The sequence below is a fragment of the Oryzomicrobium terrae genome (assembly GCF_008274805.1).
GTDB lineage: Bacteria > Pseudomonadota > Gammaproteobacteria > Burkholderiales > Rhodocyclaceae > Oryzomicrobium > Oryzomicrobium terrae.
Window position 1 is genome coordinate 2,901,176 of sequence record NZ_CP022579.1, and the last position, 24,437, is coordinate 2,925,612.

The window sequence follows — 24,437 nt, forward strand, 5'->3', positions numbered from 1 at the left end:
TCACCTCACAGGAGTATGCAGCCCCATACCAGGGCCACGTTGACCAGCGCGATCAGTACCGCCGCACTGCCGATGTCCTTGGCCCGCTTGGCCAGGCGGTGGTGCTCCAGGGAGACCCGGTCCACCGCTGCCTCCACCGCCGAATTGAGCAGCTCCACCACCAGCACGAGCAGGATGCTGCCGACCATCACGCCCCGCTCCACGCCGGCCACCGGCAGGAAAAAGGCCAGGGGCACCAGCACCGCGGCCAGGTGCACCTCCTGGCGAAAGGCATCCTCACAGGCATAGGCGGCACGCAGGCCGGCCAGGGAGTAATGCAGGGCATTCCAGATCCGTTGCAGGCCGGTCTTGCCCTTGAACGGGCTTTCGTCGTGGGGTGCGTTCATGGCGAAAAAAACAGAGAAGGATCAAGCCCGGCCCTGGGCCATCGGACGCAGCAGGGCAGGTACGGGGTCGGGGTTGCAGTGCGCCCGGTAGCACTCCGCCAGACGGGTGGCCAGGGCCACATCCGACCAGGCAGCAGCCGTTCCCCGGGCGGCACGGGACAGCCGGGGACGGACGTGGGGGTCGTGGCGCAGGCTGGCGAGCAGATCCGCCAGACGCAGGGCGAAATCCGCCACTTCGGCCCGGGGTACGACACAGCCGGGCATGGGCTGGCCGTGGCGATCGAGCAGGATGTCGCGGGTGCCCATCTCGGCCAGGGCGACCACCGGTAACCCGGCGACCAGGGCTTCGAGCAGCACCAGCCCCTGGGTTTCGGTGTGGGAGGCAAAGACGAAGGCGTCGGCGGCGGCGTAGCAGTCGGGCAAGGCACGCTCCCGCTCCAGATAGCCGAGAAAACGTACCGACTCCCCCAACCCCAGGCGGGCGGCCTGGCGCTCCAGGGTGGCCCGGGCCGGCCCTTCGCCGGTCACCAGCAGGAGCAGGTCGGGCAGGTGGCGCCGCGCCAGGGCGTGGGCCTCGAGCAGAAAGGCGATGTTCTTTTCGAAGGCGACCCGACCGACAAACAGGGCCACCGGCCGTTCCTCGGCGATACCGTGGGCCTGGCGAAAGCGTCGGCGCGCGGTGCTGCGCGCTTCGCCCTCGCCGCTGTCGGCAAAGCGCGCCATCGGGATGCCGGTGGGCAGCACGGTCATCGGTGCGGTTACGCCGTAGCCACTCAGGCGCTCGGCCATGGCGTGACTGGGCACCACCACTTCATCCACCCCGTTGCACTGATGGCGCGACAAGCGCCGCGCCAGGCCGCGCAACAGGCTGCCGGGGAGGAACGGCGCGTAGTGGTGCAGGTATTCCTCGAAAAGGGTGTGGTAGGTGGTGAGCACCGGCAAGCGGCGGCGACGCGCTTCGGCCAGGCCGGCGTAATGGGCGAGAAAGGGGGTCTGCAGGTGAATCAGATCGACCCCTTCCGCTGCCGCGGCCACGACACGACGCAGGGCCGTCCAAGCCATCAACCGGTCTTCCGGATCCCGCGGCACCGGCCGGCCGGGCACGCGGCGGATGTCGGCCTGATGCTCATTTTCCAACGCCGTCTCGGCACCATAGTCCGGCACCACCAGGCGGACCGTCACTCCCTGGGGCGCCAGGGCGCGACGGAAGGTTTCGATGGAGGTGGACACGCCGTTGATGCGCGGGAAATAAACGTCGGAAACCATCAGCACCGTCAGGGGACGGGATGGCTGGGCCAAAATGGCGGACATCAGGCGGCCCCTTCGGGATGGGAGGGATAGAAGCCCGGCGCCTCGTCCGATGCCACTCCCCCCTCGGCGCTGCGGGCGGCGACAGGCGAGGGCTGGAGCACGGGGGCAGGCAAGGCGACCGGAGCGTCGGCGGGCGGGCGGAACGGGGAGCCCCAGGCCAGCAACTCCAGGCGCCCGTCGAAGTGTTCGATGATGGCGGTGCACGAGTCGACCCAGTCGCCGCAATTGACATAGGTCAGGCCGTCCACCTGTTTGATTGCGGCCCAGTGGATGTGGCCGCACACCACCCCATCCAATCCCCGGGCTCGGGCGTGGCGGATCACCGCATCCTCGAAGTCGAAGATGAACTGCAGCGCGCTCTTTACCTTGCGCTTGGCGTAACCGGCCAGGGACCAGTAACCGGGGCGACCGAGGCGCCGGCGCACCCAGGAGAGCCAGCCGTTGAGGCGCACCAGGGCGTTGTAGGCCACATCGCCGATCACTGCCACCCAGCGGTGGTAGCGGGTCACCTGGTCGAACTCGTCGCCGTGCACCAGCAGGAAGCGGCGCCCGTCGGCGGTTTCGTGGATCCACTCGGACTCGACCCGGATATCACCGAAAGCGACCCCGACGTATTCGCGCAGGGCTTCGTCGTGGTTGCCGGGAATGAACACGACCTGCTCGCCATGACGGGCACGGCGCAGGATCTTCTGCACCACCGTGTTCTGCGCCGGCGACCAGGCGATCGAACGCCCCATGGCCCAGAAGTCGATGATGTCGCCGACCAGGTAGAGATGGTCGGCGGGGGTCTCCTTGAGGAAGTCGAGGAGGCGTTCCGCCTGGCACGCCCGGGTGCCCAGGTGGAGGTCGGAGATGAAAATCGAGCGGACCTTTGGCATGGCGCCTAGGGTGGTCCCGCCATGTGACCGCACCGTGGCGGGTGCGTGACAAGGCCGTGACAGGTGAATATGTGGCGCCGGACATCGCCAGCCCCGGTTGCCCCCCGTAAAATGGCGGCTTTGCCCCACAGGAGAATTCCCCATGACCCAGGACGAACTGAAGCGAGCCGTCGGCCAGGCCGCCGCCGACTACGTGGCGGCCCACGCCCCCCAAGGCGCGGTGCTCGGGGTGGGGACCGGCTCCACCGCCAACTGCTTCATCGACGCCATAGCTCCCTTCAAGGACCGTTTCCGCGGCGCCGTCTCCAGCTCGGAAGCCTCCACCGTCCGGCTGCGCAGCCATGGCTTTGCCGTGCTCGACCTGAACGACGTCAACGAAATCCCGGTCTACGTAGACGGGGCCGACGAAGTGAACGACCGTCTGCACATGGTCAAGGGCGGTGGCGGGGCGCTCACCCGGGAAAAGATCGTCGCCGCCGTGGCCAGCACCTTCGTCTGCATCGCCGACGCTTCCAAGCTGGTACCGGTGATGGGCAAGTTCCCCCTGCCGGTGGAAGTGATTCCCATGGCCCGGGCCTACGTCGCCCGGGAGCTCACCAAGCTCGGCGGTGAGCCGCGCCTGCGCGAGGGCTTCGTCACCGACAACGGCAACGTCATTCTCGATGTGCACGGCCTTTCCATCGACGATCCGGTGGGCCTGGAAGCCCGTATCAACCAGATCGTCGGCGTGGTCACCAACGGCCTGTTCGCCGCCCGCGGCGCCGACCTGCTGCTGCTCGGCACCCCAGGCGGCGTGGTGCAGCACCTGCCGCGCTAACCCCGATCAGCCCACCGCAACATTTCTGTCATACTGGGGTGGTAGTTTCCCGGTTTTGATCGGCCCCGCCCGCCTTTCCGGACGGGGCTTTTTTCCGGCAAGAGAGACCCCATGCTCGAACACACCTCCAAACAATTCGATCTTGAACTGGAAAGCCTGCGCACCCGGGTGCTGCAGATGGGCGGACTGGTCGAACAACAATTCCGCCTGGCCATGGAAGGCCTCTACTCGGGCGACATCGCACAGCTCGACCGGGTCATCACCGGTGACGCCCGGGTCAATGAACTGGAGGTAGAACTCGATGAGGCCTGCACCCAGGTCATCGCCAAGCGCCAGCCCACCGCCATCGACCTGCGCATGATCACCACCGTGATCAAGGCCATCGGCGACCTGGAGCGCATCGGCGACAAGGCGCAGAAGATTTCCAAGCTGGGGGTTCGCCTCTACAACCAGCACGCCTCGTTCGCCCCGGACGTGGAACTGCGCCACACCGCCGACCTGGCCTTGGCCATGCTGCGCGCCTCCCTGGACGCCTTCGCCCGCCTCGACGCCACCGCGGCCGCCGAGGTGGTGCACAAGGACGACCAGGTGGACACCGAGCACACCGCCATCGTCCGCCAGCTGATCACCTTCATGATGGAAGACCCGCGCACCATCTCGCGCTCCCTCGACATCATGGCCATCGCCAAGGCGGTGGAACGGGTCGGCGACCACGCCAAAAACATCGCCGAATACGTCATCTACATGGTCAAGGGGCGCAACGTGCGCCACGCCTCCCCCGAAGAACTGGACCGGGAAGTCAACGACCACTGACGCACACCTCTGGTGCAACCGGAAACCCAACACAGGCAAGGGTTTCCGGGGCATCGGCGCAGTGACGGCGCCGCCCCCATTCCGCTAGCATCGTTCCCCCCCGGGCGCAATACCCAGCAAGCAAATATTTCTCCGGCAAATTGCTGGCAAACGCTGGCGCAGTGCGGTTTTCCGGGCTATGCTTGCGCCACTCGGAGTCTTAAAGCCACCGTTTGGCGCCTGGCAAAACACGCCTTGCGGGGGTCTGTATAAACAGTCGGGTCTGACGGTCGTTAGCCTGACGACCCGGGGATTACCACTTGTCCTGAATCGGACTTCCAATCTCACGAAGGAGATGTTTGCATGAACAAGAACGAACTGATCGATGCCATCGCCCAGGAAGCGGACGTCACCAAGGCCGCCGCTGGCCGCGTGCTCGACGCCCTGACCTCCACTGTTGTGAAGGCTGTTGCCGCTGGCGACTCCGTCACCCTGGTCGGCTTCGGCAGCTTCAAGTCCAGCAGCCGGGCTGCCCGCGAAGGCAAGAACCCGAAGACTGGCGAAAAGATCAAGATCCCGGCCGCCACCGTGCCGAAGTTCTCCGCCGGCGCCGGCTTCAAGGAAGCCGTGAACAAGCCCGCCAAGAAGAAGTAAGCGACGCTTGACGCCTTGTCTGGGCACCGCGGTGTCCAGACAAAAAAAGCCGCATGGATCACACCATGCGGCTTTTTTGTTGCTCCCGGTCCGACCGGGAGACAGGGGCGAAGCTCAGGACTGCGGGGGGACGTAGCCTTGCACCTGGTCGGCGCCTTCGCCGAAGAAGTGTTTCTCCACCTGCTCCTGCAGGTACTGGCGGTGACGGGCATCGGCCAGGTTGAGGCGGTTTTCGTTGATGATCATCGTCTGCAGCTTGATCCACTGCTGCCACGCTTCCTTGGAAACGTTGAGCCACAGCTTCTTGCCCAGTTCGCCGGGCATGGGCGGGAAATCGAGTCCCTCGGCTTCGCGGCCGAGCTTGATGCAGTTAACGGTACGTGCCATGAAAATCCTCCGCGGATGTGTCGTGATGTAGCGCAGTGTCACCGCGTTGCCGCGGGATGAATAGTTGAGTGATCGCCTCGGGAATTATAACGGCCCCCGCCCGAGGCCGGGCCTTGATCTGTGCCGGGTTGACGCGCCGCGGGCCCGCCCCGTCCTACTCGGCGACGAGGGTCTTGACCATCACCTTGGAGCGGCGCTGGTAGTTGTACATCAGGCGCTTCTCGTCGGGCAGCTCGTCCACCGACGCGAGAGCGAAGCCCCGTTCGAGGAACCAGTGGGAGGTGCGGGTAGTGAGCACGAACAACCGCGACACCCCCGCCACCCGGGCCTGCTGCTCGATGTGGTGCATCAGCCGCTCGCCGTAGCCCCAGCGCCGGTGATCCGGATTCACCGCCAGGCAGGCCAGTTCGGCCATGCCGTTGCCGTAGGGGTAGAGGGCGGCGCAACCGACGATCAGGCCGTCGTGCTCAATCACCGAGAAGCGGTTGATCTCGCGTTCGAACAGCTCCCGGGGGCGGGGCACCAGGGTACCGTCGTTTTCCAGGGGCTCGATGATCGAGAGCAGGCCACCGATATCGTCAGGCTTGGCCACGCGCAGCACGTCGAGGGATTCCCGGGTGATCACGGTGCCCACCCCATCGTGGGTGAACAGCTCCTGAAGCAACGCGCCGTCATCGGTGTAGCCGATAATATGCACCCGCTTGACGCCGCGCCGGCTGGCGCGTACGGCACAGGGCAGGTAGCGCTTGAGGTCCGGGGAGAGCCAGTCGCCGACCCGCATCAGCTGCTCGGCAGCATCCGCGGTCAGCTCGTCGAGCAGCTTGCCTTCGGCATCCGACGCCCCCTGGCTGTCCGTGAGGTAGATCAGCTTGTCGGCCCCCACCGCCACCGCCACCGCCTCGGCCACATCTTCCATGCCCAGGTTGAAGATCTCGCCGGTGGGCGAGGCGCCGATGTTCGACAGCAGCACGATGTTGCCCAGGCCCAGCTGGGCCTTGATGCCCTCGCCGTCGATCTTGCGCACGGCCCCGGTGTACTGCAGGTCCACGCCATCGAGCACCCCCACCGGCCGGGCGGTAATGAAATTGCCGCCGACCACCCGGATGGTGCTGCCGGCCATCGGCGTGTTGGGCAAGCCTTGCGAGAGCAGGGCCTCGATTTCCAGGTAGACGCTGCCCACGGCGTCGATGACGCAATCCAGGGTGGCGGCGTCGGTGACCCGGTAGTTGCCCTGATAGCGCGGCTCGATGCCCTTTTCGCGCAATTCCTCGTCGATCTGCGGCCGTGCCCCGTGCACCAGCACCAGGCGTACCCCCAGGCTGGCGAGCAGGTTCACGTCGTAGGCGAAGGTCTTCGCCAGGGGGCCGGAAATGGCCTTGCCGCCAAAACCGACCACGAAGGTCTTACCGCGAAAGCCATTGACGTAGGGCGCCACCGAACGGAACCAGGCGACGAAATTTTCGGAATGCTGGGATGGCAGGGACTTCGGGAGTTCGGACGAGCCGGACATGGGGGCCTCGTGGTGAGCGGATAGACGGGGCGAACTGAGGGAACCGGCTGGGGCGCGGACGGCACGCCGCAGCGCAGCAATCAAGGCGGGATTCTAGCGCCAAACCCGGCCGTACCGCAGGATCTCGGCACCCCCGGGAATCAACCGGCGCTGTCGTCGAGGGCCGCCTCCAGGCGCTTGACCACCGTCTTCAGCACCTTGATGCGGGCGAAGTTCTTGTCCTCGGCCTCCACCAGGGTCCACGGCGCCACCTCGGTGGAGGTACGGTCCACCATCTGGCACACGGCGGTTTCGTAGGCATCCCACTTTTCCCGGTTGCGCCAGTCCTCGTCGGTGATCTTGAAGTTCTTGAAGCGGGTTTCCTCCCGCTCCTTGAAGCGCCGGTACTGCTCGTCCTTGGAGATGGACAGCCAGAACTTCACCACCACCGCGCCATGGCGCACCAACTGATCCTCGAAGTCGTTGATCTCGCTGTAGGCGCGCATCCAGTCGGCCTCGGCGCACAGCCCCTCGATCCGCTCCACCAGCACCCGGCCGTACCAGGAGCGGTCGAACACGGTGACCCGGCCATGGCCGGGCACGTGCCGCCAGAAGCGCCACAGGTAGGGCTGCTCCCGTTCCTCCTCGGTGGGGGCACCGATCGGCACCACCCGGTAGCTGCGCGCGTCCAGGGCGCCGGTGATGCGCCGGATGGCGCCGCCCTTGCCGGCGGCGTCGTTGCCTTCGAACACCAGCACCAGGGAGCGCTTGGCGAAGCGCTCGTCGCGCACCAGCTGGTTGAGCCGCCCCTGCCAGCGCGCCAGCTCGCTGGCATAGGACTTCTTCGCCAGCTTCCGCGACAGATCCAGGGCGGTCAGCACGTTGGCGCCCGAGGGCACCGGCAGCAGCGGCGCGGCGGCAATGCGCAGGGTCGTATCGGGCTGGGCCAGGCGGCGGCGGATGGCGGCAGCCAGCAGCCGCCCCACGGTCAGGGCGCGGAAACGGGGATCGAAGCCATCCACGGCCACCCAGGGGGCTTGGGCGGTACTGGTCCGGCGCAGCACGTACTCGGCCATGCGGTGGTAGCGATCGTAATTCTCGAAGCGCCACCAGTCCTGCTCGGTGATGCGCCAAGCCGTCTTGGGATCCTTCGCCAGGGTCTTCAGGCGTCGTTTCTGGTTGTCCCGGGAGAGGTGGAACCAGAACTTGAGGATCAGCGCCCCCTCGTCGGCGAGCATCTTCTCGAAGCGCAGGATGCGCTCCAGATGGTGGGCCGCGGCCTCGCGCTTGAGATCCTTGCGCACCCAGCCGGTGATCGGCTCGGCGTACCAGTTGCCGAAGAACACGCCGATCCGCCCCTTGCCCGGCAGGGCGCGCCAGTAGCGCCACATGGTCGGGCGTTGGCGTTCCTCGTCGCTGGGATCGCCGAAGCCTACAGTGTGGATGTGGCGCGGATCCATCCAGGCGTTGAGCAGGTTCACCGTCTCGCCCTTGCCGGCACCGTCCAGGCCGTTGACCAGGATCAGCACGGGAAAGCGGCGGGAGGTGAGCAGGTCGTACTGCAGATCGAGCAGTTCGGCGCGCAGCTGCGGCGCCTCGGCGTCGTAGGCGGCCTTGTCGATACGCTGGCCGAGTTCGGCGGATTCGAACATCACAACCTCCCGACAATGAACGACGGCGACGCAGCGATCAGCCGCCCCGCCTCAGCATGTCCGAACGCCACCGCCCCTCTTGGGCCGGGCCGTCCTGCTCACGGCAGATTAGCGGAAATCGCCGCGCAGCGCGTGCAAGGCAGCCAGGGCCGTGAGCGCCGCCGTTTCGGTACGCAGGACGCGAGGGCCGAGGCGCAGGCCGACGAACCCGGCGGCACGGGCCACCGCTTCCTCCTCCGGATCGAGGCCGCCCTCGGCCCCGACCAAAAGATCGATCTGCTCCCCCGGGGGCAACTGGTCCAGGGTAGTGCCGCCCAGAGGGTCGAGCATCAGGCGCAGGCGCGGGCCATGGGCGGAGGCGGGCTCCCCCAGGGCCGCAGCCAGGGAGGCGATCGGTGCCACTTCCGGCACCTTGTTGCGGCCGCATTGCTCGCAGGCCGACACGGCCACACCCTGCCAGTGGGCCACCCGCTTGGCGGCCCGCTCGCCGGACAGGCGCACCACGCTGCGCCGGCTATCCACCGGCACGATGCGCGCCACCCCCAGCTCCACCGCCTTCTGCACCGTGTAGTCCATCTTGTCGGCGGATTGCAGGGCCTGGTACAGGGTCAGGATCAGGCGCGACTCCCGGTCGGTACCGGTTTCTTCGAGCACGTCCACCCGGGCATCGCGCTTGCCGATCTCGCTCAGCACGGCGCGATATTCGCGGCCGGCGCCATCGAACAGCAGCACTTCGTCGCCGACGGCCAGGCGCAGCACCCGGGCGGCGTGATGGGCGGCTTCGTCGGGCAGCGTAAAGGACGTACCGGGGACGAGGCGGCCAGCGACGTCGGCGGAAACAGGGCAGTGGAATCGGGGAAGGGCCATGGATGCTATTATCGCCCGAACCCCCACGCCGCCCCTACCCCCACGCCTCACCGCCATGGCCTCCCTGCACCCTCCCCTTTGCGATTTCGGCTGGCACGCCCCCGACTTCGACCTGCCCGGCACCGACGGGCAACGCCACACCCTGGCTTCCCTGCGCGGCCCCAAGGGGCTGGTGATCGTCTTCATCTGCAACCATTGCCCCTTCGTCCAGGCCATCGCCGCGCGACTCGTGCGCGACGCCCGGGACTTGCAGGCCAAGGGCATTGGCTTTGCCGCCATTTCCAGCAACGACGTGGTCTCCTACCCGGAGGACGGTTTTGTCGAGATGGGCGATTTCGCCCGCCACCACGGCTTTCCCTTCCCCTACCTGTTCGACGAGGACCAGTCGGTGGCCCGGGCCTATGGTGCGGTGTGCACCCCGGACTTCTTCGGTTTCAATGCCGACCTCGCACTGCAGTACCGGGGACGCCTCGACGACACCGGCCGGGGCCAGCCCAAACCCGATGCCCGGCGCGAACTGTTCGAGGCCATGGTCCAGGTGGCCGACACCGGCCGCGGCCCTGCCGAGCAGATCGCCAGCATCGGCTGCTCGCTGAAGTGGAAGGTCTGATGCCCCACCCAGCGCCCCACGCCCGGAGTCGCCGCAATGCGTGACCCGGCTACGCTCAAGAACATGCTTGACGCCACCATCGGCCTGGTGCGCCTGGTGGCGCGGCAGGAGATCATGCCGCGTTTTCTGCGCGTGGCGCAGCAGCAGAAGGCCGACGGCTCGCTGTTTTCCGAAGCCGACCTGGCCGCCCAGCACTTCCTCGCCCGTGAATTGAAGAAGGTGGCCGATTGCCCGGTGGTCGGCGAAGAAATGACCGAGGACGAGCAGGCCCTGGCCTGGGCCGCCGGCCGGGACGGGCTGTGGTGCATCGACCCGATCGACGGCACCACCAACTTCATCAACGGTATTCCCCTGTTTGCCGTCTCGGTGGCTTTCTTCGAGCAGGGCCGGCCACGTCTGGCAGTGACCTTCGCTCCGGTTACCGACGAGATGTTCTACGCTCGGGAAGGCAACGGCGCCTACCTCAACGGCCAGCGCCTGCCCCTGCGCCCGGTGGCCGACACCTTGGAGCGGGCCGTGGCCGGGGTCGATTTCAAGCGCATTCCCAAGCCCTTGGCGGACCGGCTGGCCTGTGAGCCGCCCTTCTATTCCCAGCGCAATTTCGGCTGCTCGACCCTGGAATGGTGCTTTGTCGCCGCCGGCCGGCTCGACGTGTACCTGCACGGCGGCCAGATGCTGTGGGACTACTGCGCCGGCAGCCTGATCCTCAAGGAAGCGGGCGGAGCCATGGCCACCCTGGAACACACCGACTTCAACGAAGCGCCGGTGTGGAAGCGGCCGGTGATGGCCGCCCTCAACCCCAAGGTATTTTCCGCCTGGCAGACCTGGATCCGCGGCTAAGCGCCCCGCCGCACCGCGGCGCTGGCCCATTCGAAAACCTGACCCGCCGGATCGCCGCGCCAGATAACGATCTTCAGACCCCCATCCCCAAAAGCAAGGCGGGGCGCGCCTCTCCACGGCATATGCCGCGAGAGCCGCGCCCCGCCTTGCGTTCAGGGCTGGTCATTCAGCCGGTCTAGGCCAGCACCGGCTCCCCGGCCGGGGACCAGGCGCCGCGCAGGATCTTGGGCTCGGGGCGGCCGATGTAGTAGCCCTGGGCCAGATCCACGCCCATGCGACGCAGTTCGTCGAGCACCTCGGCGTTCTCGACGAACTCGGCCACCACCTGGATGCCCAGTTCCTGGGCCAGGGACTGCATGCTCTGGACGAAGGCCCGGTCCCGCGGGCTTTGCAGGATGTTCATGACGAAATCCCCCTCGACCTTGAGGAAGTCCACCGGGAAGTGGCGCAGGTAGTGGAACGAGGAGAAGCCGGAACCAAAGTCGTCGATGGCCAGCTTGAAGCCGTCGAACTTCAGGTCGTTGAGGAAGCGCTGCACCAGGCTCAGGTTCTTCACCGTGTCGCGCTCGGTGATCTCGAAGACGATGCGCGACGGATCGACCCCGGAATCGGCCACCACCCGGCGCACCGACTTGGCGAACTCGTTGAGCACCAGGGCCCGGGGCGACAGGTTGAGGAACATCAACCCGTCGTGGCCGGCATCACGCAACTGGCCCAGGGCCGATTCGATGATCAGGCAGTCGAGGCGGTGGATCACCCCCATCTTCTCGGCGATCTCGACGAACTCGTCGGCACGCAGGATGCGCCCTTCGAGCTGCATGCGGCAGAGCACCTCGTAGGCGGCCACGGTGTTGTTGCGCACGTCGAGGATCGGCTGGAAGTGGGGCACCAGCTTGCGCTGCTCGATGGCGTTGAGGATCAGCACGCTCTTGTTGGAGATGTCGCGGAACACCTCGACCACATCCTCGTTGGAGGGGATCGCCACCCGCTCCTTACCCTCGGCCTTGGCCCGGTACATCATGTTGTCGGCGAACAGGAACAGGTCCTTGGCCTCGGTGGCATGGTCGGGGAACACCGCCATGCCGATCGAGGCGGTGGCCCGGATCGGCGTGCCGTCGGGGCCGTCGAGCACCATGTCGCGCACCGCGTGGAGGATGCGGTGGGCCACTTCCGACACCTGGGGCAGCTCGGCCTCGGGCAGGATCACGACGAACTCGTCGCCGCCGTAGCGGGCCAGGATGTCGCCGCCGCGCAGCACGCCGTGGACGGTGCGCGCCAGCATCTGCAGGAAACGGTCGCCGGTGACGTGGTCGTAGTGGTCGTTGACCAGCTTGAAGTTGTCCAGATCGATCAGCAGCAGGCCGAAGGAACAATCGTGGCGCTTGGCCCGGCCGATCTCGTAGCCGAGCATTTCCCAGAACACCCGCTGGTTGAACAGGTCGGTCAGGGGGTCCCGGGTGGCGTAGTACTCCAGATCCCGGGTGTATTTGTAGATGGCCTTCACCGAGCCGACCACGTTGAGCAGGGTGGACAGCACCGAGTCGAGCACCAGGTGGCGGGTCTCGTCTTCCAGCTCGTTGGCATGCACGCCCACCCCGACGATGCCGCCGATCTTGGGCGTATCGACGAAGAACGACTTGACGTGCAGCGCCAGGGTTTCCTCGTCCATGGCCACTTCGGCCGCGTCGGCCTCGGCCACGTGGTGATTGATATTGAAGTGGGTGTAGGCGGAGAAGCGCGGGTGTTTCCCCAGGATCTCGCGGATGTGCCGCTCCACCTGGCTCCGGGCGGCCGCATTGGGCGGGTGGAACCAGAAGATTTCCAGGTCGAACAGTTCGTCGTCGATCTGGAACAGGGAGAACAGCAGGTGGGCCGGCATCACCTTGTTGATGTCGCGCACCAGGTGATTCACGTATTCGTGCCAGTCGCGGATGATCTCCGAGGTAATGACGAATTTTTCCAGCAGGCCGATCTCGAAGGTGAGCATGTCCTTATCGACCGCCACGGCGCGCAGGCGCTGCACCAGCTCCTCAACGGCGGAAAGAATGCGGTGGATCTCTTCGAAGCCCGACTCCTCCCGGGGGAACTCCAGCTTGCGCAGGTCGGCCACGGCGTTGACCTCGGCCACCTTGGCCTCGACTCCTTCCAGGGCCCGGCCGACACGGCGATTGACCAGGAACACGCCGAGCAGGGTGAGAAAGCCCGCCGGCAGCAGCCACCAGGCCGTCTGGGCGAGGAAACCGCCGCGCAGGCCGGCCAACGCACCGGTCAGATCCTGGCGCACCTCGATCACCCCCAGGGTATCGCCGGCGGACACGCCGTCGTGGCACCCCAGGCATTTGCGCTCGGCCTGTAGCGGGTAGAGCAGGCGGATACGCTCATCGCTGACCCGATGGAAGGACTGGCCGCTGGCCAGCACCTGCTGCAATTCGCCATCCAGGGGCGGTTGCTCGATGGCGCCGTACTGGGCCTCGACCCGGGGGCCCCGATAAATCTGCACCACGGCGCCCTGGCCGGCATTGGCCTCCCGGGTGCGGGCGACGAAGCGTTCGGCCTGGGCGCGGCTCCAGCCGGTGGACATCAGCTCGTACATGGCGACGAAGGTGGTCCGGGCGGTGGCCTCGGCCGATTCCCGCGCCTGGGTGGTCACCGCCACGTCGAACGCACGGGACACGGCCAGGTAGCTGCCGGCAAACAGAACGGAGCCGGTCAGAATCGACCCGGCCAGGATGAAGGTGCGAATTTTCATGTGCGTAGGCTCTCCCATGACCCGGGGCACGCCCGGATCCGGCGGCGCTCGGGCCGCCTTCCTGCCAATTTATTTACCGATGGCATATTACCCCACCCCCTCGCCCCGGCGCAGGGCAAATTTCTGTTCCAGAGGGCGAAAAGCCGCTACCGGCGGGCTTCTGCGGCAGCGCAGCACCAGGGCGGGGCATCGCGGTACAATCCGCCGCTGATAGTTGTTATCGCATCCTAGCTTTCGGAGTTTTTCATGCGCCGCATCACCCTCACCCGCTTCCTCATCGAAGCCCAACGCCAGCAAGGCGCCCAAAATAGCGACCTGCGCCTCCTCATCGAGGTGGTGGCGCGGGCCTGTAAAGCCATTTCGGTGGCCATCGGCAAGGGCAGCCTGGGCGGCGTCCTGGGCGATGCCGGCAGCGATAACGTGCAGGGCGAAGCGCAGAAGAAGCTCGACGTGCTGTCCAACGAAATCCTGCTCGAAGCCAACGAGTGGGGCGGCCACCTGGCCGGCATGGCCTCCGAGGAAATGGAACTGCCCCACGCCATCCCCACCGAATACCCCAAGGGCGAATACCTGCTGCTGTTCGATCCCCTCGACGGCTCCTCCAACATCGACGTCAACATTTCGGTGGGCACCATCTTCTCGGTGCTCAAGTGCGCCAACGCCGGCTGTGACCTGCACGACCACGACTTCATGCAGAAGGGCACCCAGCAGGTGGCCGCCGGTTACACGGTGTACGGGCCGTCGACCCTGTTGGTACTGACCCTGGGCAACGGCGTGCACTGCTTCACCCTGGACCGGGAACTGGGCTCCTTCGTGCTGACCAAGGAAAACCTGTCGATCCCCGAGGACACCCGCGAATTCGCCATCAACATGTCCAACCAGCGTTTCTGGGAAAAGCCCGTGCAGCGCTATGTGGACGAGCTGTTGCAGGGCAAGGAAGGCCCCCGCGGCAAGGACTTCAACATGCGTTGGGTCGCCTCGATGGTGGCCGACGTGCATCGCATCCTCACCCGGGGCGGCCTCTTCATGTACCCCTTGGACAGCAAGACCGTGGCCCAGGGCGGCAAGCTGCGCCTGATGTACGAAGCCAACCCGATGGCCTTCATCGTCGAGCAGGCCGGCGGCGCCGCCACCACGGGTCGCGAGCGCATCCTCGACCTGCAGCCCACCGGCCTGCACCAGCGGGTGCCGGTGGTGCTCGGTTCGAAGAACGAAGTGGAGCGGGTCACCCGCTACCACCTCGAAGGCAGCCAAGGCTAAGCCCGCCGGGAGGCCCGCACCCCATGTCGGTCAAGCACCCCATCATCGCCGTCACCGGATCCTCCGGGTCCGGCACGACCACGGTTCGCCACACCTTCGAGCGCATTTTCTGGCGCGAGAACGTCAAGGCCGTGCTGATCGACGGGGACAGCTACCACCGCTACACCCGGGCCGAAATGCATCAGAAGATCCAGGAGGCGGAGACCGCCGGTCACCGCCCCCCCTCCCATTTCGGCCCCGATGCCAACTTGCTGGCCGAACTGGAAATCTTCTTCCGCGAATACGCGGCCAGCGGCACCGGACAGATGCGCCACTACGTTCATGACGAAGCCGATTCGCTGAAGTGGGGCCAACCCCTGGGCACCTTCACCGCCTGGGAAGACATCCCGGCCAATACCGATCTGCTCTTCTACGAGGGGTTGCACGGCGCGGTGGTGACCGACACGGTGGACGTGGCGCGCTACCCGGACCTGCTCATCGGCGTAGTGCCGACCATCAACCTGGAATGGATCCAGAAGATCCACCGCGATACCCGCACCCGGGGCTATTCGCTGGAGGCGGTGACCCACACCATCCTGCGCCGCATGCACGACTATGTGCATACCATCACCCCCCAGTTCTCGCGCACCCACATCAATTTCCAGCGGGTGCCGGTGGTGGATACCTCCAACCCGTTCATTGCCCGGGATATCCCCAGCCAGGACGAGAGCTTCGTCATCATCCGCTTCGCCAATCCGCGCGGCGTCGACTTCCCCTACCTGCTCAACATGATCGCCGACAGCTTCATGAGCCGCCCCAACACCATCGTCGTGCCCGGGGGCAAGATGAACCTGGCCATGGAACTGATCCTCACCCCCTTCGTCTGGCGTCTCATGGAGCGCCGCCTCGGCGCCGGCTGAGCCTCTGCGCCCCATCCCGGGGCATGCACGCGCCCCTGAACAGCCCTGCTCCGGTGGGCAGCCCCGATTGCCGCAGTGCAAAATTTGTTCAAGCCCCCTGTTTTGGCGGATAATTTCGGTTTTTGCTGACTTGGCCGCCGTCGTGTCTTCCTCTGCCTCCGCCACTACCGAATTCCTGCTTTCTCCCCTGACCGGCGCCATCCGTGCCCTTGCCATGGATGCGGTGCAAAAAGCCAATTCCGGTCACCCGGGCATGCCCATGGGCATGGCCGAAATCGCTGAAGTCCTGTGGCGCCGGCACCTCAAGCACAACCCGGCCAATCCGCAATGGCCCGACCGGGACCGTTTCGTGCTCTCCAACGGTCACGGCTCCATGCTGCTCTACAGCCTGCTGCACCTGACCGGCTACGACGTCTCCATCGACGATCTGAAAAACTTCCGCCAGCTGCACAGCAAGACCCCGGGCCACCCGGAAGTGGGCTATACCCCGGGCATCGAGACCACCACCGGCCCCCTGGGTCAGGGCATCAGCAACGCCGTGGGCCTGGCCCTGGCGGAAAAGATCCTCGCCGCCGAGTTCAACAAACCCGGCCACGCCGTCGTCGATCACTACACCTACACCTTCCTCGGCGACGGCTGCCTCATGGAGGGCGTCTCCCACGAAGCCTGCTCCCTGGCTGGCACCCTGGGCCTGGGCAAGCTGATCGCCTTTTACGACGACAACGGCATCTCCATCGACGGCCACGTCGAAGGCTGGTTCACCGACGACACCCCGAAGCGCTTCGAAGCCTACGGCTGGCAGGTCATCCCCAATGTGGACGGCCACAACGCCAGCGCCATCGAGGCCGCCCTGCTGCAGGCCCAGGCCGAGGGCAACAAGCCCACCCTGATCTGCTGCAAGACCAAGATCGGCATGGGCTCCCCCAACAAGGCCGACAGCCACGACGTGCACGGCGCCCCCCTGGGCGATGCGGAAATCGCCGCTACCCGGGCCGCCATCGGCTGGAACCACGCTCCCTTTGAAGTCCCCGCCGACGTGTACGCCGCCTGGGATGGCAAGAAAAAAGGCCAGGCTGCCGAAGCCCAGTGGAACGAGCGTTTCGCCGCCTACGCTGCCGCCTTTCCGGCAGAAGCCGCCGAGTTCCAGCGCCGCATGGCTGGCAAGCTGCCCGCCAACTGGCAGCAGGTGGTGGATGCCTACATCGCCGACACCGCTGCCAAGGCCGAGAACATCGCCACCCGCAAGGCCAGCCAAAACGCCATCGCCGCCCTGGTGCCGAACCTGCCGGAAGTGGTGGGCGGCTCCGCCGACCTGGCCGGTTCCAACCTGACCCTGTGGAAGGCTGCCAAGGGCGTCACCCGCAAGGACGGCGGCAACTACGTCTATTACGGCGTGCGCGAATTCGGCATGACCGCCATCGCCAACGGTCTGGCCCTGCACGGCGGCCTGATTCCCTACACCGCCACCTTCCTGGTGTTCTCCGACTACGCCCGCAACGCCATCCGCATGGCGGCGCTGATGAAGCAGCGCCAGATCATGGTCTACACCCATGACTCCATCGGCCTGGGCGAGGACGGCCCGACCCACCAGCCGGTGGAACACGTGCCTTCCCTGCGCCTGATCCCCAATCTGGACGTGTGGCGCCCCGCCGACTCCACCGAGACCGCCGTGGCCTGGGCCAATGCCGTGGAACGCCATGACGGTCCTTCCGTCCTGGCCCTGTCCCGCCAGAACCTGCCCAATGTCACCGCCGGCATCAGCGCCGAGACCATCCGCCGCGGCGGCTACGTGCTGTCCGAGGCCAAGGGCGAAGCCCAGGTGGTGCTGATCGCCACCGGCTCCGAGATCAAGCTGGCCCTGGACGCCCAGAAGGCCCTGGGCGAAGAAGGCATCGCCGCCCGCGTCGTCTCCATGCCCTGCGTCGAAGCCTTCGAACGTCAGGACGAGGCCTACCGCCAGCAGGTGCTGGGCAGCGTCCCGCGCCGCGTCGCCATCGAAGCCGCCCACACGGGTCTATGGCACAAGTACGTGGGCCGTTGCGGCGCTGTAGTGAGCATCGACCACTTCGGCGAATCGGCCCCCGCCGGCAAGCTGTTCGAACTCTTCGGCTTCACCGTGGCCAACGTGGTGAAGACCGTTAAGGAAGTCCTGCAATAAGGGAGGAGCGCGGCCCGCAAGACCGCGCCATCAGGTTTTTTAGATAGAGGAGAGAAGTACCATGGCTATCAAGGTTGCCATCAACGGTTTTGGCCGCATCGGTCGCTGCACCCTGCGTGCGATCTATGAACAGGGCCTGCAGAACGAGTTCGACGTGGTCGCCATCAACGCCTCCGGCGATCTGGCCACCAACGCCCACCTGCTCAAGTACGACACCACCCATGGCCGCTTTGGCACCTCCGTCGAAACCGAGGGTGAAAACTGCATCATCATCGACGGCAAGAAGATTCCCTTCTACTCCACCAAGGACCCCAAGGGCGTGGACTGGGCCAAGCACGGCGTGGACGTGCTGCTGGAGTGCACCGGTGCCTACACCTCCAAGGCCAAGGCCGTGGCCCTGCTGGAACAGGGCGCCAAGCGCGTGCTGATCTCCGCCCCGGGCGGCGACGACGTGGATGGCACTGTGGTGATGGGGGTCAATGAAGCCGTGCTCAAGGCCGACATGACCGTGGTCTCCAACGCCTCCTGTACCACCAACTGCTTGGCCCCCGTGGCCAAGGTGCTGGCCGAGAATATCGGTATCAAGCAGGGCTTGATGACCACCATCCACGCCTACACCAACGACCAGGTGACCGTGGACGTGCGCCACAAGGACCTGCGCCGCGCCCGCGCCGCCGCCGCCAACATCATCCCCACCAAGACCGGCGCCGCCAAGGCCGTCGGCCTGGTGCTGCCCCAACTGGTGGGCAAGTTCGACGGCTTCTCGCTGCGCGTGCCGACCATCAACGTCTCTCTGGTGGACCTGACCTTCACCTCCGAGCGTCCCACCACCAAGGAAGAGATCAACGCGCTGATGACCGCCGCCGCCAACGGCCCCCTCAAGGGCATTCTGGCGGTGAACAACGAGCCCCTCGTTTCTTCCGACTTCAACCACACCACCGTCTCCTCCACCTTCGACGCCACCCAGACCCGGGTCATCAAGGGCGAAGACGGCTCCACCCTGGTGAAAGTGCTGGCCTGGTACGACAACGAGTGGGGCTACTCCTGCCGCATGCTCGACGCCGCCCGCGCCTGGATGGCCGCCAAGTAAGCCTTTCCTGCGCCAGGCACAAAAAAACCGCCGGCACCCTCACGGGGCCGGCGGTTTTTCTTTAGCCCACTGTCCCAGCAAGACTTGCCGCGTATCCGGTGGCAGCACAGCCACTATCCGCCTTTATGCGGCGCATGGGACGATTATCGTCGCCGCCATATCGGCACATCAGAACAATTCCTATACCGTCCGGGTGTCATTGCCCGCTTCCAGCAGGTAGTTGCGGACTCCCGCTCAGCCAACAGCCACTCCACTTCGCTTCATGACAACACCACCGCTACCCGCTTGGGCTTCTTGAGCCGCTCCAGGCCAGCCAGGACAACTCGACATGCAGCACGTCACGATAGAGGAACAACCAGGCCGCCAAAGCCTGCCGGTGCGTCGATGCGGCCACGTTTTGATCACAAGCCAGATGCCAAAGAAATGCCAGCACCCCGCTCACCCCCATCTCCCGGGCTAGCAGAACGACAAAACCCACTACCCACTCGACATAAATCCGTTCGATTCTTATGCTGTGACGTTTGCAGCGGAGAGGTATGCCGTCCGCTTCACGTTATGCCTCATCAGAAGACGCAGGGGTTGCTTCTTATGAAATGGTTCTTTTTAGCCTTTATTGCACTACTTGCCGTTACTGGCAATGCTGCCATTTTCGAGAGAATTTCCTTGGGTAGGGCGCTTGGTGGTATTGCCTTTAACCTTTTCACCCTTTCTTTGATTTTAATTTGGTTGGCATCGTATTTCTCCGACGCTCCAACGAAAGCACAACGTCTTGTGCTCGGCCATGCGACGCTCATGTTGGCGGCTGGTATTGGAATATCCCGAATCGGCATAAACATGGCATTGGCAAACTCATGTGAGAGCTTGATATTCGGCAACAAACCGAACAGTTTCCTTAGTCTGTTTGCAACCCACCTACAGTCGCTTGGCTATTGCCGAGAGCTTGGATTTGGCGTTTTTATCTTCGGTTTGTTTATGGGATACCCAAGCATTCGTTTATTCGTAGGCATAAAAAGCCGCTCCAGCGGCCCGCCTTACCTTAAATATTAGGCCGCACAATCAGGCCCTGCCGTGCCCTGCTCGTTGCGGCGACAACAGCGCCCCCCCCACCGACGCTGTCTCCGCCCTTGAGTGCCTGAACACCGGCTAGCGCGGGGTCCTTCACTTCGCCGGATTCATCCTTCTTGCCCAGGATTTTCTCCCGCATGCGGCGGCCGATCTCGTCTTCCATCGCCATGCGCTTTTCCGGTGGCAGGGCGTTGAGTTCATCCTCGGTCAGGCCCAGTTCCTTGAGAATTGCTTCGCGCATGTGCTCCATGGGGGAGCGGTTCAGGTAGTCGACCAGATACTGGCGGGCGGTCTCGTTCTCCGCTTTGGCCTTGGCGCTCTTTTCCTCGGCGGTCAGCATCTTCTTGTCGTCCGGAGTGCTGCCGCCCGATGCGGCGGGACTTCCCGCCTGGGCCAGGGCGCCCTGGAAATCTCCGCCGGCGAAGAAGGCCTCGGTCTGATAGCACCGGGCAGTGGACGAAGCGTCGTAGCGAGAATCGACTTTCATGACGGATACTCTGGATGGTTACGGCTATGCATACTGCAAACCCCGTGCCACTTCAGCCGATGCCCCCAAGCGTGGGCACAACGTGCCATTGAGGATCTGCACGCCTCCCGAAGCGGCAAAACCTACCGCTAATCCCGCAGAGATTGCCGCCCATCGCCGTCAGCCGACTCCGAATTTAGTCCCTGAGGCGGTAAAATTCCGCCTTTACCTCACCCCCCGAGAACGCCGTGTCCGGCCTCCCCCGCCCCCTCCGCCTTGCCATCAACGGTTACGGCCGCATCGGCCGCTGCTTTCTGCGCGCCCTGTATGAACGCGGCCTGGCGGACGATCTCCAGGTCGTGGTCATCAATGAACCGGCCAACGCCGAGAGCATTGCCTACCTGACCCGCTTCGACTCCACCCACGGTCGCTTTCCTGCACCGGTGGCCCTGGAAGGCGAAACCCTGATCATCGACGGCCGGCCCATCGCCCTGACCCACGCCACGACGCCGGAAGGGGTGGACTGGCGCAGCCTGAAGATCGACCTGCTGGTGGAATGCTCGGGGCAGTACAGCAACCGGGCCGGCCTGGCGCGCTTCCTCGCCGCCGGCTGCCCCCGGCTGCTGCTCTCCCACCCCGCCAACAGTGCCGCCGACGTGGATGCGACGGTGGTCTATGGCCTCAACCACGGCCGCCTGACCGGGGATGAGCGGCTCATTTCGAACGCCTCGTGCACCACCAACGCGGTGGTGCCGGTGCTCGACCTGCTGCACCGGGAACTGGGGCTGGAGCAGGTGCTGCTCACCACCCTGCATTCGGTCATGAACGACCAGCCCCTGGCCGACGGTTACCACCACGATGATCTGCGCCGCACCCGCTCGGCCATGCAGTCGATGATCCCCGTATCCACCGGATTGGCCCGGGGCGTGGAGCGCCTCCTGCCGGCCCTGGCCGGCCGGGTCCTGGCCAAGGCGATTCGGGTGCCAACCCTCAACGTCTCGGCCATCGACCTCACCGTCACCCTGGCCAGGGACACCACCCCCGCAGCGGTTAACGATCTGCTGCGCCAGGCCGCTCAAGGCCCCTGGCAGGGCGTGCTTGCCACCTCCGGCGATCCCCATGCCTCCATCGACTTCAACCACGACCCCCATTCGGCCATCGTGGACACCAGCCAGACCCGGGCCGGTGGGCCGCGCCTGATCAACCTGTTCATCTGGTTCGACAACGAGTGGGGGTTCAGCAACCGGCTGCTCGATACCGCCGTGGCTCTGGCGGGCGCCAAGTAATACAATCCGTGCCGCATTGATTCCAATGTCAAGATAACTGCCGGCTGCCCGGATCCCGGGCCCGAAACACCACCAGGAGGGGAAACATGTCGTCTGTTCTGCGCACCACCGCACTGGCCGCGGCCCTGGCCATCCTCGGCGCCGGCTGCGCCAGCAAGACGGCCAAGCCCGACGAAGCCACCAAGCCGGCCCAGGAAGCCGCGCCTGCCGCGGCCGCCGCCCCGACCCTGCCACCCTGCCCCGCCCCGGCCAAGGTGACCGACAAGAAGGGCAAGACCACCGGCAAATCCAGCAAGACCAAGGCCGCCCCGGCACCGGCCCCCACCGACTGCACGCCGGCCGACGGCAGCGCCCCCGCTGCCAAGACGGCTCCTGCCCCGGCGGCCGAACCTGCCCCGGCGCCCGCCGCCGGCAAGGACGGCCCGGGCATGAAGAACGGCCTGGTGGTGGACTCGTCCAAGGTTGAGTCCGGCTACGGTCAGAAGGTCAAGGGTATTAACGACTGGGAAGGCGAGATCACCGGCCGCCCCGCCGCCGGCAGCAAGTTCACCCAGCTGAAGATCGGTATGTCGATGTCCCAGGTCACCTATCAGATCGGCCAACCCACCGACCAGGGCGCCTACATCACCGGCAAGGCCTGGATCCCCTTCTACTTCGGCAGCGACCGGCACCGCTACGAACTGGTCTACAAGGGCCAGGGCCGGCTGATCTTTGCCGGCGGCGCCGGCTTCACCGGTGACTGGGGCTCCGGCCACCTGATCTGGATCATCCACAACAGCGGCGAAGGCTGCTGTCGTTAAGCCATTCATTGACGGCACGACGCACCAGCGCCGTGCCGTTTTGTTTTTCCCGTTTTCTTTTTTTCGACGGTTCCCGCCATGCAATTCAAGAAGCTCACCGACCTCGACCTCGCCGGCAAGCGCGTCTTCATCCGCGCCGACCTGAACGTCCCCCAGGATGAAACCGGCCGCATCACCGACGACACCCGCATCCGCGCCTCCATCCCGGCCATCAAGCTGGCCCTGGAAAAAGGCGCTGCGGTGATGGTCACCTCCCACCTGGGCCGTCCCACCGAAGGCGAAATGAAGCCGGAAGACTCCCTGGCCCCCATCGCCCACCGCCTGGCCGAGTTGCTCGACCGCAAGGTCAAGCTGATCGACAACTGGGTGGACGGTAACTTCGAGGTCGCCCCGGGCGAGGTGGTGTTGCTGGAAAACTGTCGCGTGAACAAGGGCGAGAAGAAGAACAGCGACGAGCTGGCCCAGAAGATGGCCAAGCTGTGCGACGTCTACGTGAACGACGCCTTCGGCACTGCTCACCGGGCCGAGGCCACCACCCACGGCATCGCCAAGTACGCCCCGGTGGCCTGTGCCGGCCCGCTGCTGGCTGCCGAGCTGGACGCCCTGGGCCGCGCCCTGGAAAACCCCAAGCGCCCGTTGGTGGCCATCGTCGCCGGCTCCAAGGTGTCCACCAAGCTGACCATCCTCAAGTCCCTGGCCGAAAAGGTGGACCAGCTGATCGTTGGCGGCGGCATCGCCAACACCTTCATGGTCGCCAACGATCTGCCCATCGGCCAATCCCTGGCCGAGCTGGACCTGGTGAACGAAGCCCGCAACATCATGGACGTCATGGACAAGCGCGGCGCCTCGGTGCCCATCCCCGAAGACGTGGTGGTGGCCAACGAACTGTCGGCCCACGCCCGCGGCAACCGGGTGGACGCCAACGACGTGGCGCCCGACGACATGATCCTGGACATCGGCCCCAAGACCTCCGCCAAGTTGGCCGGCATCATCGCCCACGCCGGCACCATCGTCTGGAACGGTCCGGTCGGCGTATTCGAATTCGACCAGTTCGGCGGCGGCACCAAGATGCTGGCGGCAGCCATCGCCCACTCCCCGGCCTTCTCCATCGCCGGCGGCGGCGACACCCTGGCGGCCATCTCCAAGTACGGCATCGAGAAGCAGATCGACTACATCTCCACCGGCGGCGGCGCCTTCCTGGAATTCCTCGAAGGCAAGAAGCTGCCGGCCGTGGAAGTGCTGGAGCAGCGCGCCAACGGCTGATGCCGGCGTTTCACTCCCGCGTAGCAAAAAGGCCCGGAAGATACCGGGCCTTTTTCTTGGGCAGCGACGGCTGGGGGTTTAGCGCGCCCAGTCCCGGCTGAAGGCGTACTTGAGCAGGGCGGCGGTCCCCTCGATGCCGACCTTGCGCTTGATGTTGAGACGATGGGTTTCCACCGTACGCACGCTCAGGCCCAGGGCGCTGGCGATGCGCTTGTTGCCAAGGCCGTCGGCAATCAGGGCCAACACTTCCTTTTCCCGCTGGGTCAGTTGGGGCGAAGGCGACTGCCCTGCCCCGGGCAAGGGGATCACCCCGGCCGAGTAATAAAAACCGCCGGCCAGCACCGCATCGATGGCAGCGAAGATCTCGTCCGAGGGGGCGTCCTTGAGCACGTAGCCCCGGGCACCGGCGCGCATCGCCTCGGCCACGTATTCCGGGTTGTCGTACATGGTCAGCACCACCAGCCGGGTGGCGACCTGCTGCTGGCGTAGCCGGGCGATCAGGTCGATGCCGCTTTCGCCGCGCATGCCGATATCCACCAGGGCCAGGTCGGGACGCTCGGCCAGGATCAGGCGCTCCGCCGCCGCGGCATCGCCGGCCTCCCCCACCACGCGCAGGTGGGACGAGGCTTCCAGGCAGGCCCGTACCCCATCCCGCACCAGGGGGTGGTCGTCCACGATCACCACACGGATGCTTGCCGCTTGCTCACTCATGCACGCT

The 24,437-nt window shown here is 65.7% G+C and carries 24 protein-coding genes; 13 read left to right on the forward strand and 11 right to left on the reverse strand.

What is annotated here, in order from left to right; translation table 11 throughout:
• Nucleotides 1–5: 5 nt before the first annotated feature.
• From OTERR_RS13120 to OTERR_RS13130, 3 genes are read right to left on the reverse strand one after another with little or no spacing between them, the layout of a single operon-like run.
• Nucleotides 6–386, reverse strand: a complete 381-nt coding sequence (locus OTERR_RS13120) for a diacylglycerol kinase (RefSeq protein ID WP_149426048.1) — start codon at nucleotides 384–386, stop codon at nucleotides 6–8.
• 21 nt (nucleotides 387–407) lie between these two features.
• Entirely contained in the window at nucleotides 408–1,697 is a 1,290-nt protein-coding gene (locus OTERR_RS13125; RefSeq protein WP_149426049.1) for a glycosyltransferase, read from the reverse strand.
• Complete coding sequence (locus OTERR_RS13130) at nucleotides 1,697–2,575, reverse strand: UDP-2,3-diacylglucosamine diphosphatase (RefSeq protein ID WP_149426050.1); 879 nt, start codon at nucleotides 2,573–2,575, stop codon at nucleotides 1,697–1,699. Before OTERR_RS13130 ends, OTERR_RS13125 begins: the two co-directional genes overlap by 1 nt.
• A 142-nt stretch (nucleotides 2,576–2,717) precedes the next feature.
• Here OTERR_RS13130 and rpiA point away from each other — a divergent pair, with 142 nt between their 5' ends.
• The 3 genes from rpiA to OTERR_RS13145 all read left to right on the forward strand — a co-directional run bounded on the left by rpiA (nucleotide 2,718) and on the right by OTERR_RS13145 (nucleotide 4,838).
• Nucleotides 2,718–3,392, forward strand: coding sequence for a ribose-5-phosphate isomerase RpiA (rpiA, locus tag OTERR_RS13135; protein WP_149426051.1), 675 nt, complete (start codon nucleotides 2,718–2,720; stop codon nucleotides 3,390–3,392).
• A gap of 111 nt (nucleotides 3,393–3,503) precedes the next feature.
• Nucleotides 3,504–4,205 (forward strand): phosphate signaling complex protein PhoU, encoded by a 702-nt coding sequence (gene phoU, locus OTERR_RS13140; RefSeq protein ID WP_054622152.1) that lies wholly within the window; start codon nucleotides 3,504–3,506, stop codon nucleotides 4,203–4,205.
• Nucleotides 4,206–4,547: 342 nt separating this feature from the next.
• On the forward strand, nucleotides 4,548–4,838 hold the full coding sequence (locus tag OTERR_RS13145) for an HU family DNA-binding protein (RefSeq protein WP_054622151.1): 291 nt from the start codon (nucleotides 4,548–4,550) through the stop codon (nucleotides 4,836–4,838).
• 114 nt (nucleotides 4,839–4,952) lie between these two features.
• On the opposite strand, the gene OTERR_RS13150 is transcribed toward OTERR_RS13145, so the two are convergent.
• The 4 genes from OTERR_RS13150 to OTERR_RS13165 all read right to left on the reverse strand — a co-directional run bounded on the left by OTERR_RS13150 (nucleotide 4,953) and on the right by OTERR_RS13165 (nucleotide 9,233).
• A complete protein-coding gene (locus OTERR_RS13150; protein ID WP_054622150.1) occupies nucleotides 4,953–5,225 on the reverse strand; it encodes an oxidative damage protection protein in 273 nt (90 codons plus the stop codon).
• 154 nt (nucleotides 5,226–5,379) lie between these two features.
• Nucleotides 5,380–6,735: an amino-acid N-acetyltransferase gene (gene argA, locus OTERR_RS13155; protein WP_054622149.1), complete on the reverse strand. Its 1,356-nt coding sequence runs from the start codon at nucleotides 6,733–6,735 to the stop codon at nucleotides 5,380–5,382.
• 140 nt (nucleotides 6,736–6,875) lie between these two features.
• Nucleotides 6,876–8,366 (reverse strand): polyphosphate:AMP phosphotransferase, encoded by a 1,491-nt coding sequence (gene pap / locus OTERR_RS13160; protein ID WP_149426052.1) that lies wholly within the window; start codon nucleotides 8,364–8,366, stop codon nucleotides 6,876–6,878.
• A gap of 108 nt (nucleotides 8,367–8,474) precedes the next feature.
• Nucleotides 8,475–9,233, reverse strand: a complete 759-nt coding sequence (locus tag OTERR_RS13165) for a 16S rRNA (uracil(1498)-N(3))-methyltransferase (RefSeq protein ID WP_149426053.1) — start codon at nucleotides 9,231–9,233, stop codon at nucleotides 8,475–8,477.
• Between OTERR_RS13165 and OTERR_RS13170 the strand changes: the two genes are divergently transcribed.
• Both OTERR_RS13170 and OTERR_RS13175 read left to right on the forward strand, forming a co-directional pair.
• On the forward strand, nucleotides 9,232–9,843 hold the full coding sequence (locus OTERR_RS13170) for a thioredoxin family protein (protein WP_246154176.1): 612 nt from the start codon (nucleotides 9,232–9,234) through the stop codon (nucleotides 9,841–9,843). The genes OTERR_RS13165 and OTERR_RS13170 overlap by 2 nt on opposite strands.
• A gap of 36 nt (nucleotides 9,844–9,879) precedes the next feature.
• Nucleotides 9,880–10,683, forward strand: a complete 804-nt coding sequence (locus OTERR_RS13175; protein ID WP_223115950.1) for an inositol monophosphatase family protein — start codon at nucleotides 9,880–9,882, stop codon at nucleotides 10,681–10,683.
• Nucleotides 10,684–10,858: 175 nt separating this feature from the next.
• On the opposite strand, the gene OTERR_RS13180 is transcribed toward OTERR_RS13175, so the two are convergent.
• Nucleotides 10,859–13,432 carry a putative bifunctional diguanylate cyclase/phosphodiesterase gene (locus OTERR_RS13180; protein WP_054622146.1) on the reverse strand — a complete coding sequence of 858 codons (2,574 nt, stop codon included), beginning with the start codon at nucleotides 13,430–13,432 and terminating at the stop codon, nucleotides 10,859–10,861.
• 246 nt (nucleotides 13,433–13,678) lie between these two features.
• Here OTERR_RS13180 and OTERR_RS13185 point away from each other — a divergent pair, with 246 nt between their 5' ends.
• From OTERR_RS13185 to gap, 4 genes are all read left to right on the forward strand, one after another.
• Complete coding sequence (locus OTERR_RS13185) at nucleotides 13,679–14,692, forward strand: class 1 fructose-bisphosphatase (RefSeq protein ID WP_149426054.1); 1,014 nt, start codon at nucleotides 13,679–13,681, stop codon at nucleotides 14,690–14,692.
• A 23-nt stretch (nucleotides 14,693–14,715) separates the two neighbouring features.
• Nucleotides 14,716–15,591, forward strand: coding sequence for a phosphoribulokinase (locus OTERR_RS13190; protein WP_054622144.1), 876 nt, complete (start codon nucleotides 14,716–14,718; stop codon nucleotides 15,589–15,591).
• Between the two features lie 214 nt (nucleotides 15,592–15,805).
• A complete protein-coding gene (gene tkt, locus OTERR_RS13195) occupies nucleotides 15,806–17,749 on the forward strand; it encodes a transketolase (RefSeq protein ID WP_246154504.1) in 1,944 nt (647 codons plus the stop codon).
• A gap of 61 nt (nucleotides 17,750–17,810) precedes the next feature.
• Nucleotides 17,811–18,839: a type I glyceraldehyde-3-phosphate dehydrogenase gene (gap, locus tag OTERR_RS13200; protein ID WP_054622143.1), complete on the forward strand. Its 1,029-nt coding sequence runs from the start codon at nucleotides 17,811–17,813 to the stop codon at nucleotides 18,837–18,839.
• 277 nt (nucleotides 18,840–19,116) lie between these two features.
• On the opposite strand, the gene OTERR_RS16755 is transcribed toward gap, so the two are convergent.
• Nucleotides 19,117–19,317 carry a phage integrase N-terminal SAM-like domain-containing protein gene (locus OTERR_RS16755; protein ID WP_425466016.1) on the reverse strand — a complete coding sequence of 67 codons (201 nt, stop codon included), beginning with the start codon at nucleotides 19,315–19,317 and terminating at the stop codon, nucleotides 19,117–19,119.
• A 110-nt stretch (nucleotides 19,318–19,427) separates the two neighbouring features.
• Here OTERR_RS16755 and OTERR_RS13210 point away from each other — a divergent pair, with 110 nt between their 5' ends.
• On the forward strand, nucleotides 19,428–19,886 hold the full coding sequence (locus OTERR_RS13210) for a hypothetical protein (protein WP_149426055.1): 459 nt from the start codon (nucleotides 19,428–19,430) through the stop codon (nucleotides 19,884–19,886).
• On the opposite strand, the gene OTERR_RS13215 is transcribed toward OTERR_RS13210, so the two are convergent.
• Nucleotides 19,876–20,391 carry a hypothetical protein gene (locus OTERR_RS13215; RefSeq protein WP_149426056.1) on the reverse strand — a complete coding sequence of 172 codons (516 nt, stop codon included), beginning with the start codon at nucleotides 20,389–20,391 and terminating at the stop codon, nucleotides 19,876–19,878. The two genes, OTERR_RS13210 and OTERR_RS13215, sit on opposite strands and share 11 nt — an antisense overlap.
• A 227-nt stretch (nucleotides 20,392–20,618) precedes the next feature.
• Between OTERR_RS13215 and OTERR_RS13220 the strand changes: the two genes are divergently transcribed.
• The 3 genes from OTERR_RS13220 to OTERR_RS13230 all read left to right on the forward strand — a co-directional run bounded on the left by OTERR_RS13220 (nucleotide 20,619) and on the right by OTERR_RS13230 (nucleotide 23,719).
• Nucleotides 20,619–21,656, forward strand: a complete 1,038-nt coding sequence (locus OTERR_RS13220; protein ID WP_082397250.1) for a type I glyceraldehyde-3-phosphate dehydrogenase — start codon at nucleotides 20,619–20,621, stop codon at nucleotides 21,654–21,656.
• An 86-nt stretch (nucleotides 21,657–21,742) separates the two neighbouring features.
• Complete coding sequence (locus tag OTERR_RS16415; protein ID WP_246154178.1) at nucleotides 21,743–22,456, forward strand: hypothetical protein; 714 nt, start codon at nucleotides 21,743–21,745, stop codon at nucleotides 22,454–22,456.
• A 78-nt stretch (nucleotides 22,457–22,534) separates the two neighbouring features.
• Nucleotides 22,535–23,719: a phosphoglycerate kinase gene (locus tag OTERR_RS13230; RefSeq protein WP_054622141.1), complete on the forward strand. Its 1,185-nt coding sequence runs from the start codon at nucleotides 22,535–22,537 to the stop codon at nucleotides 23,717–23,719.
• Nucleotides 23,720–23,797: 78 nt separating this feature from the next.
• Here OTERR_RS13230 and OTERR_RS13235 read toward each other — a convergent pair whose 3' ends face one another.
• Nucleotides 23,798–24,430 (reverse strand): response regulator, encoded by a 633-nt coding sequence (locus OTERR_RS13235; RefSeq protein ID WP_054622140.1) that lies wholly within the window; start codon nucleotides 24,428–24,430, stop codon nucleotides 23,798–23,800.
• Nucleotides 24,431–24,437 lie beyond the last annotated feature (7 nt).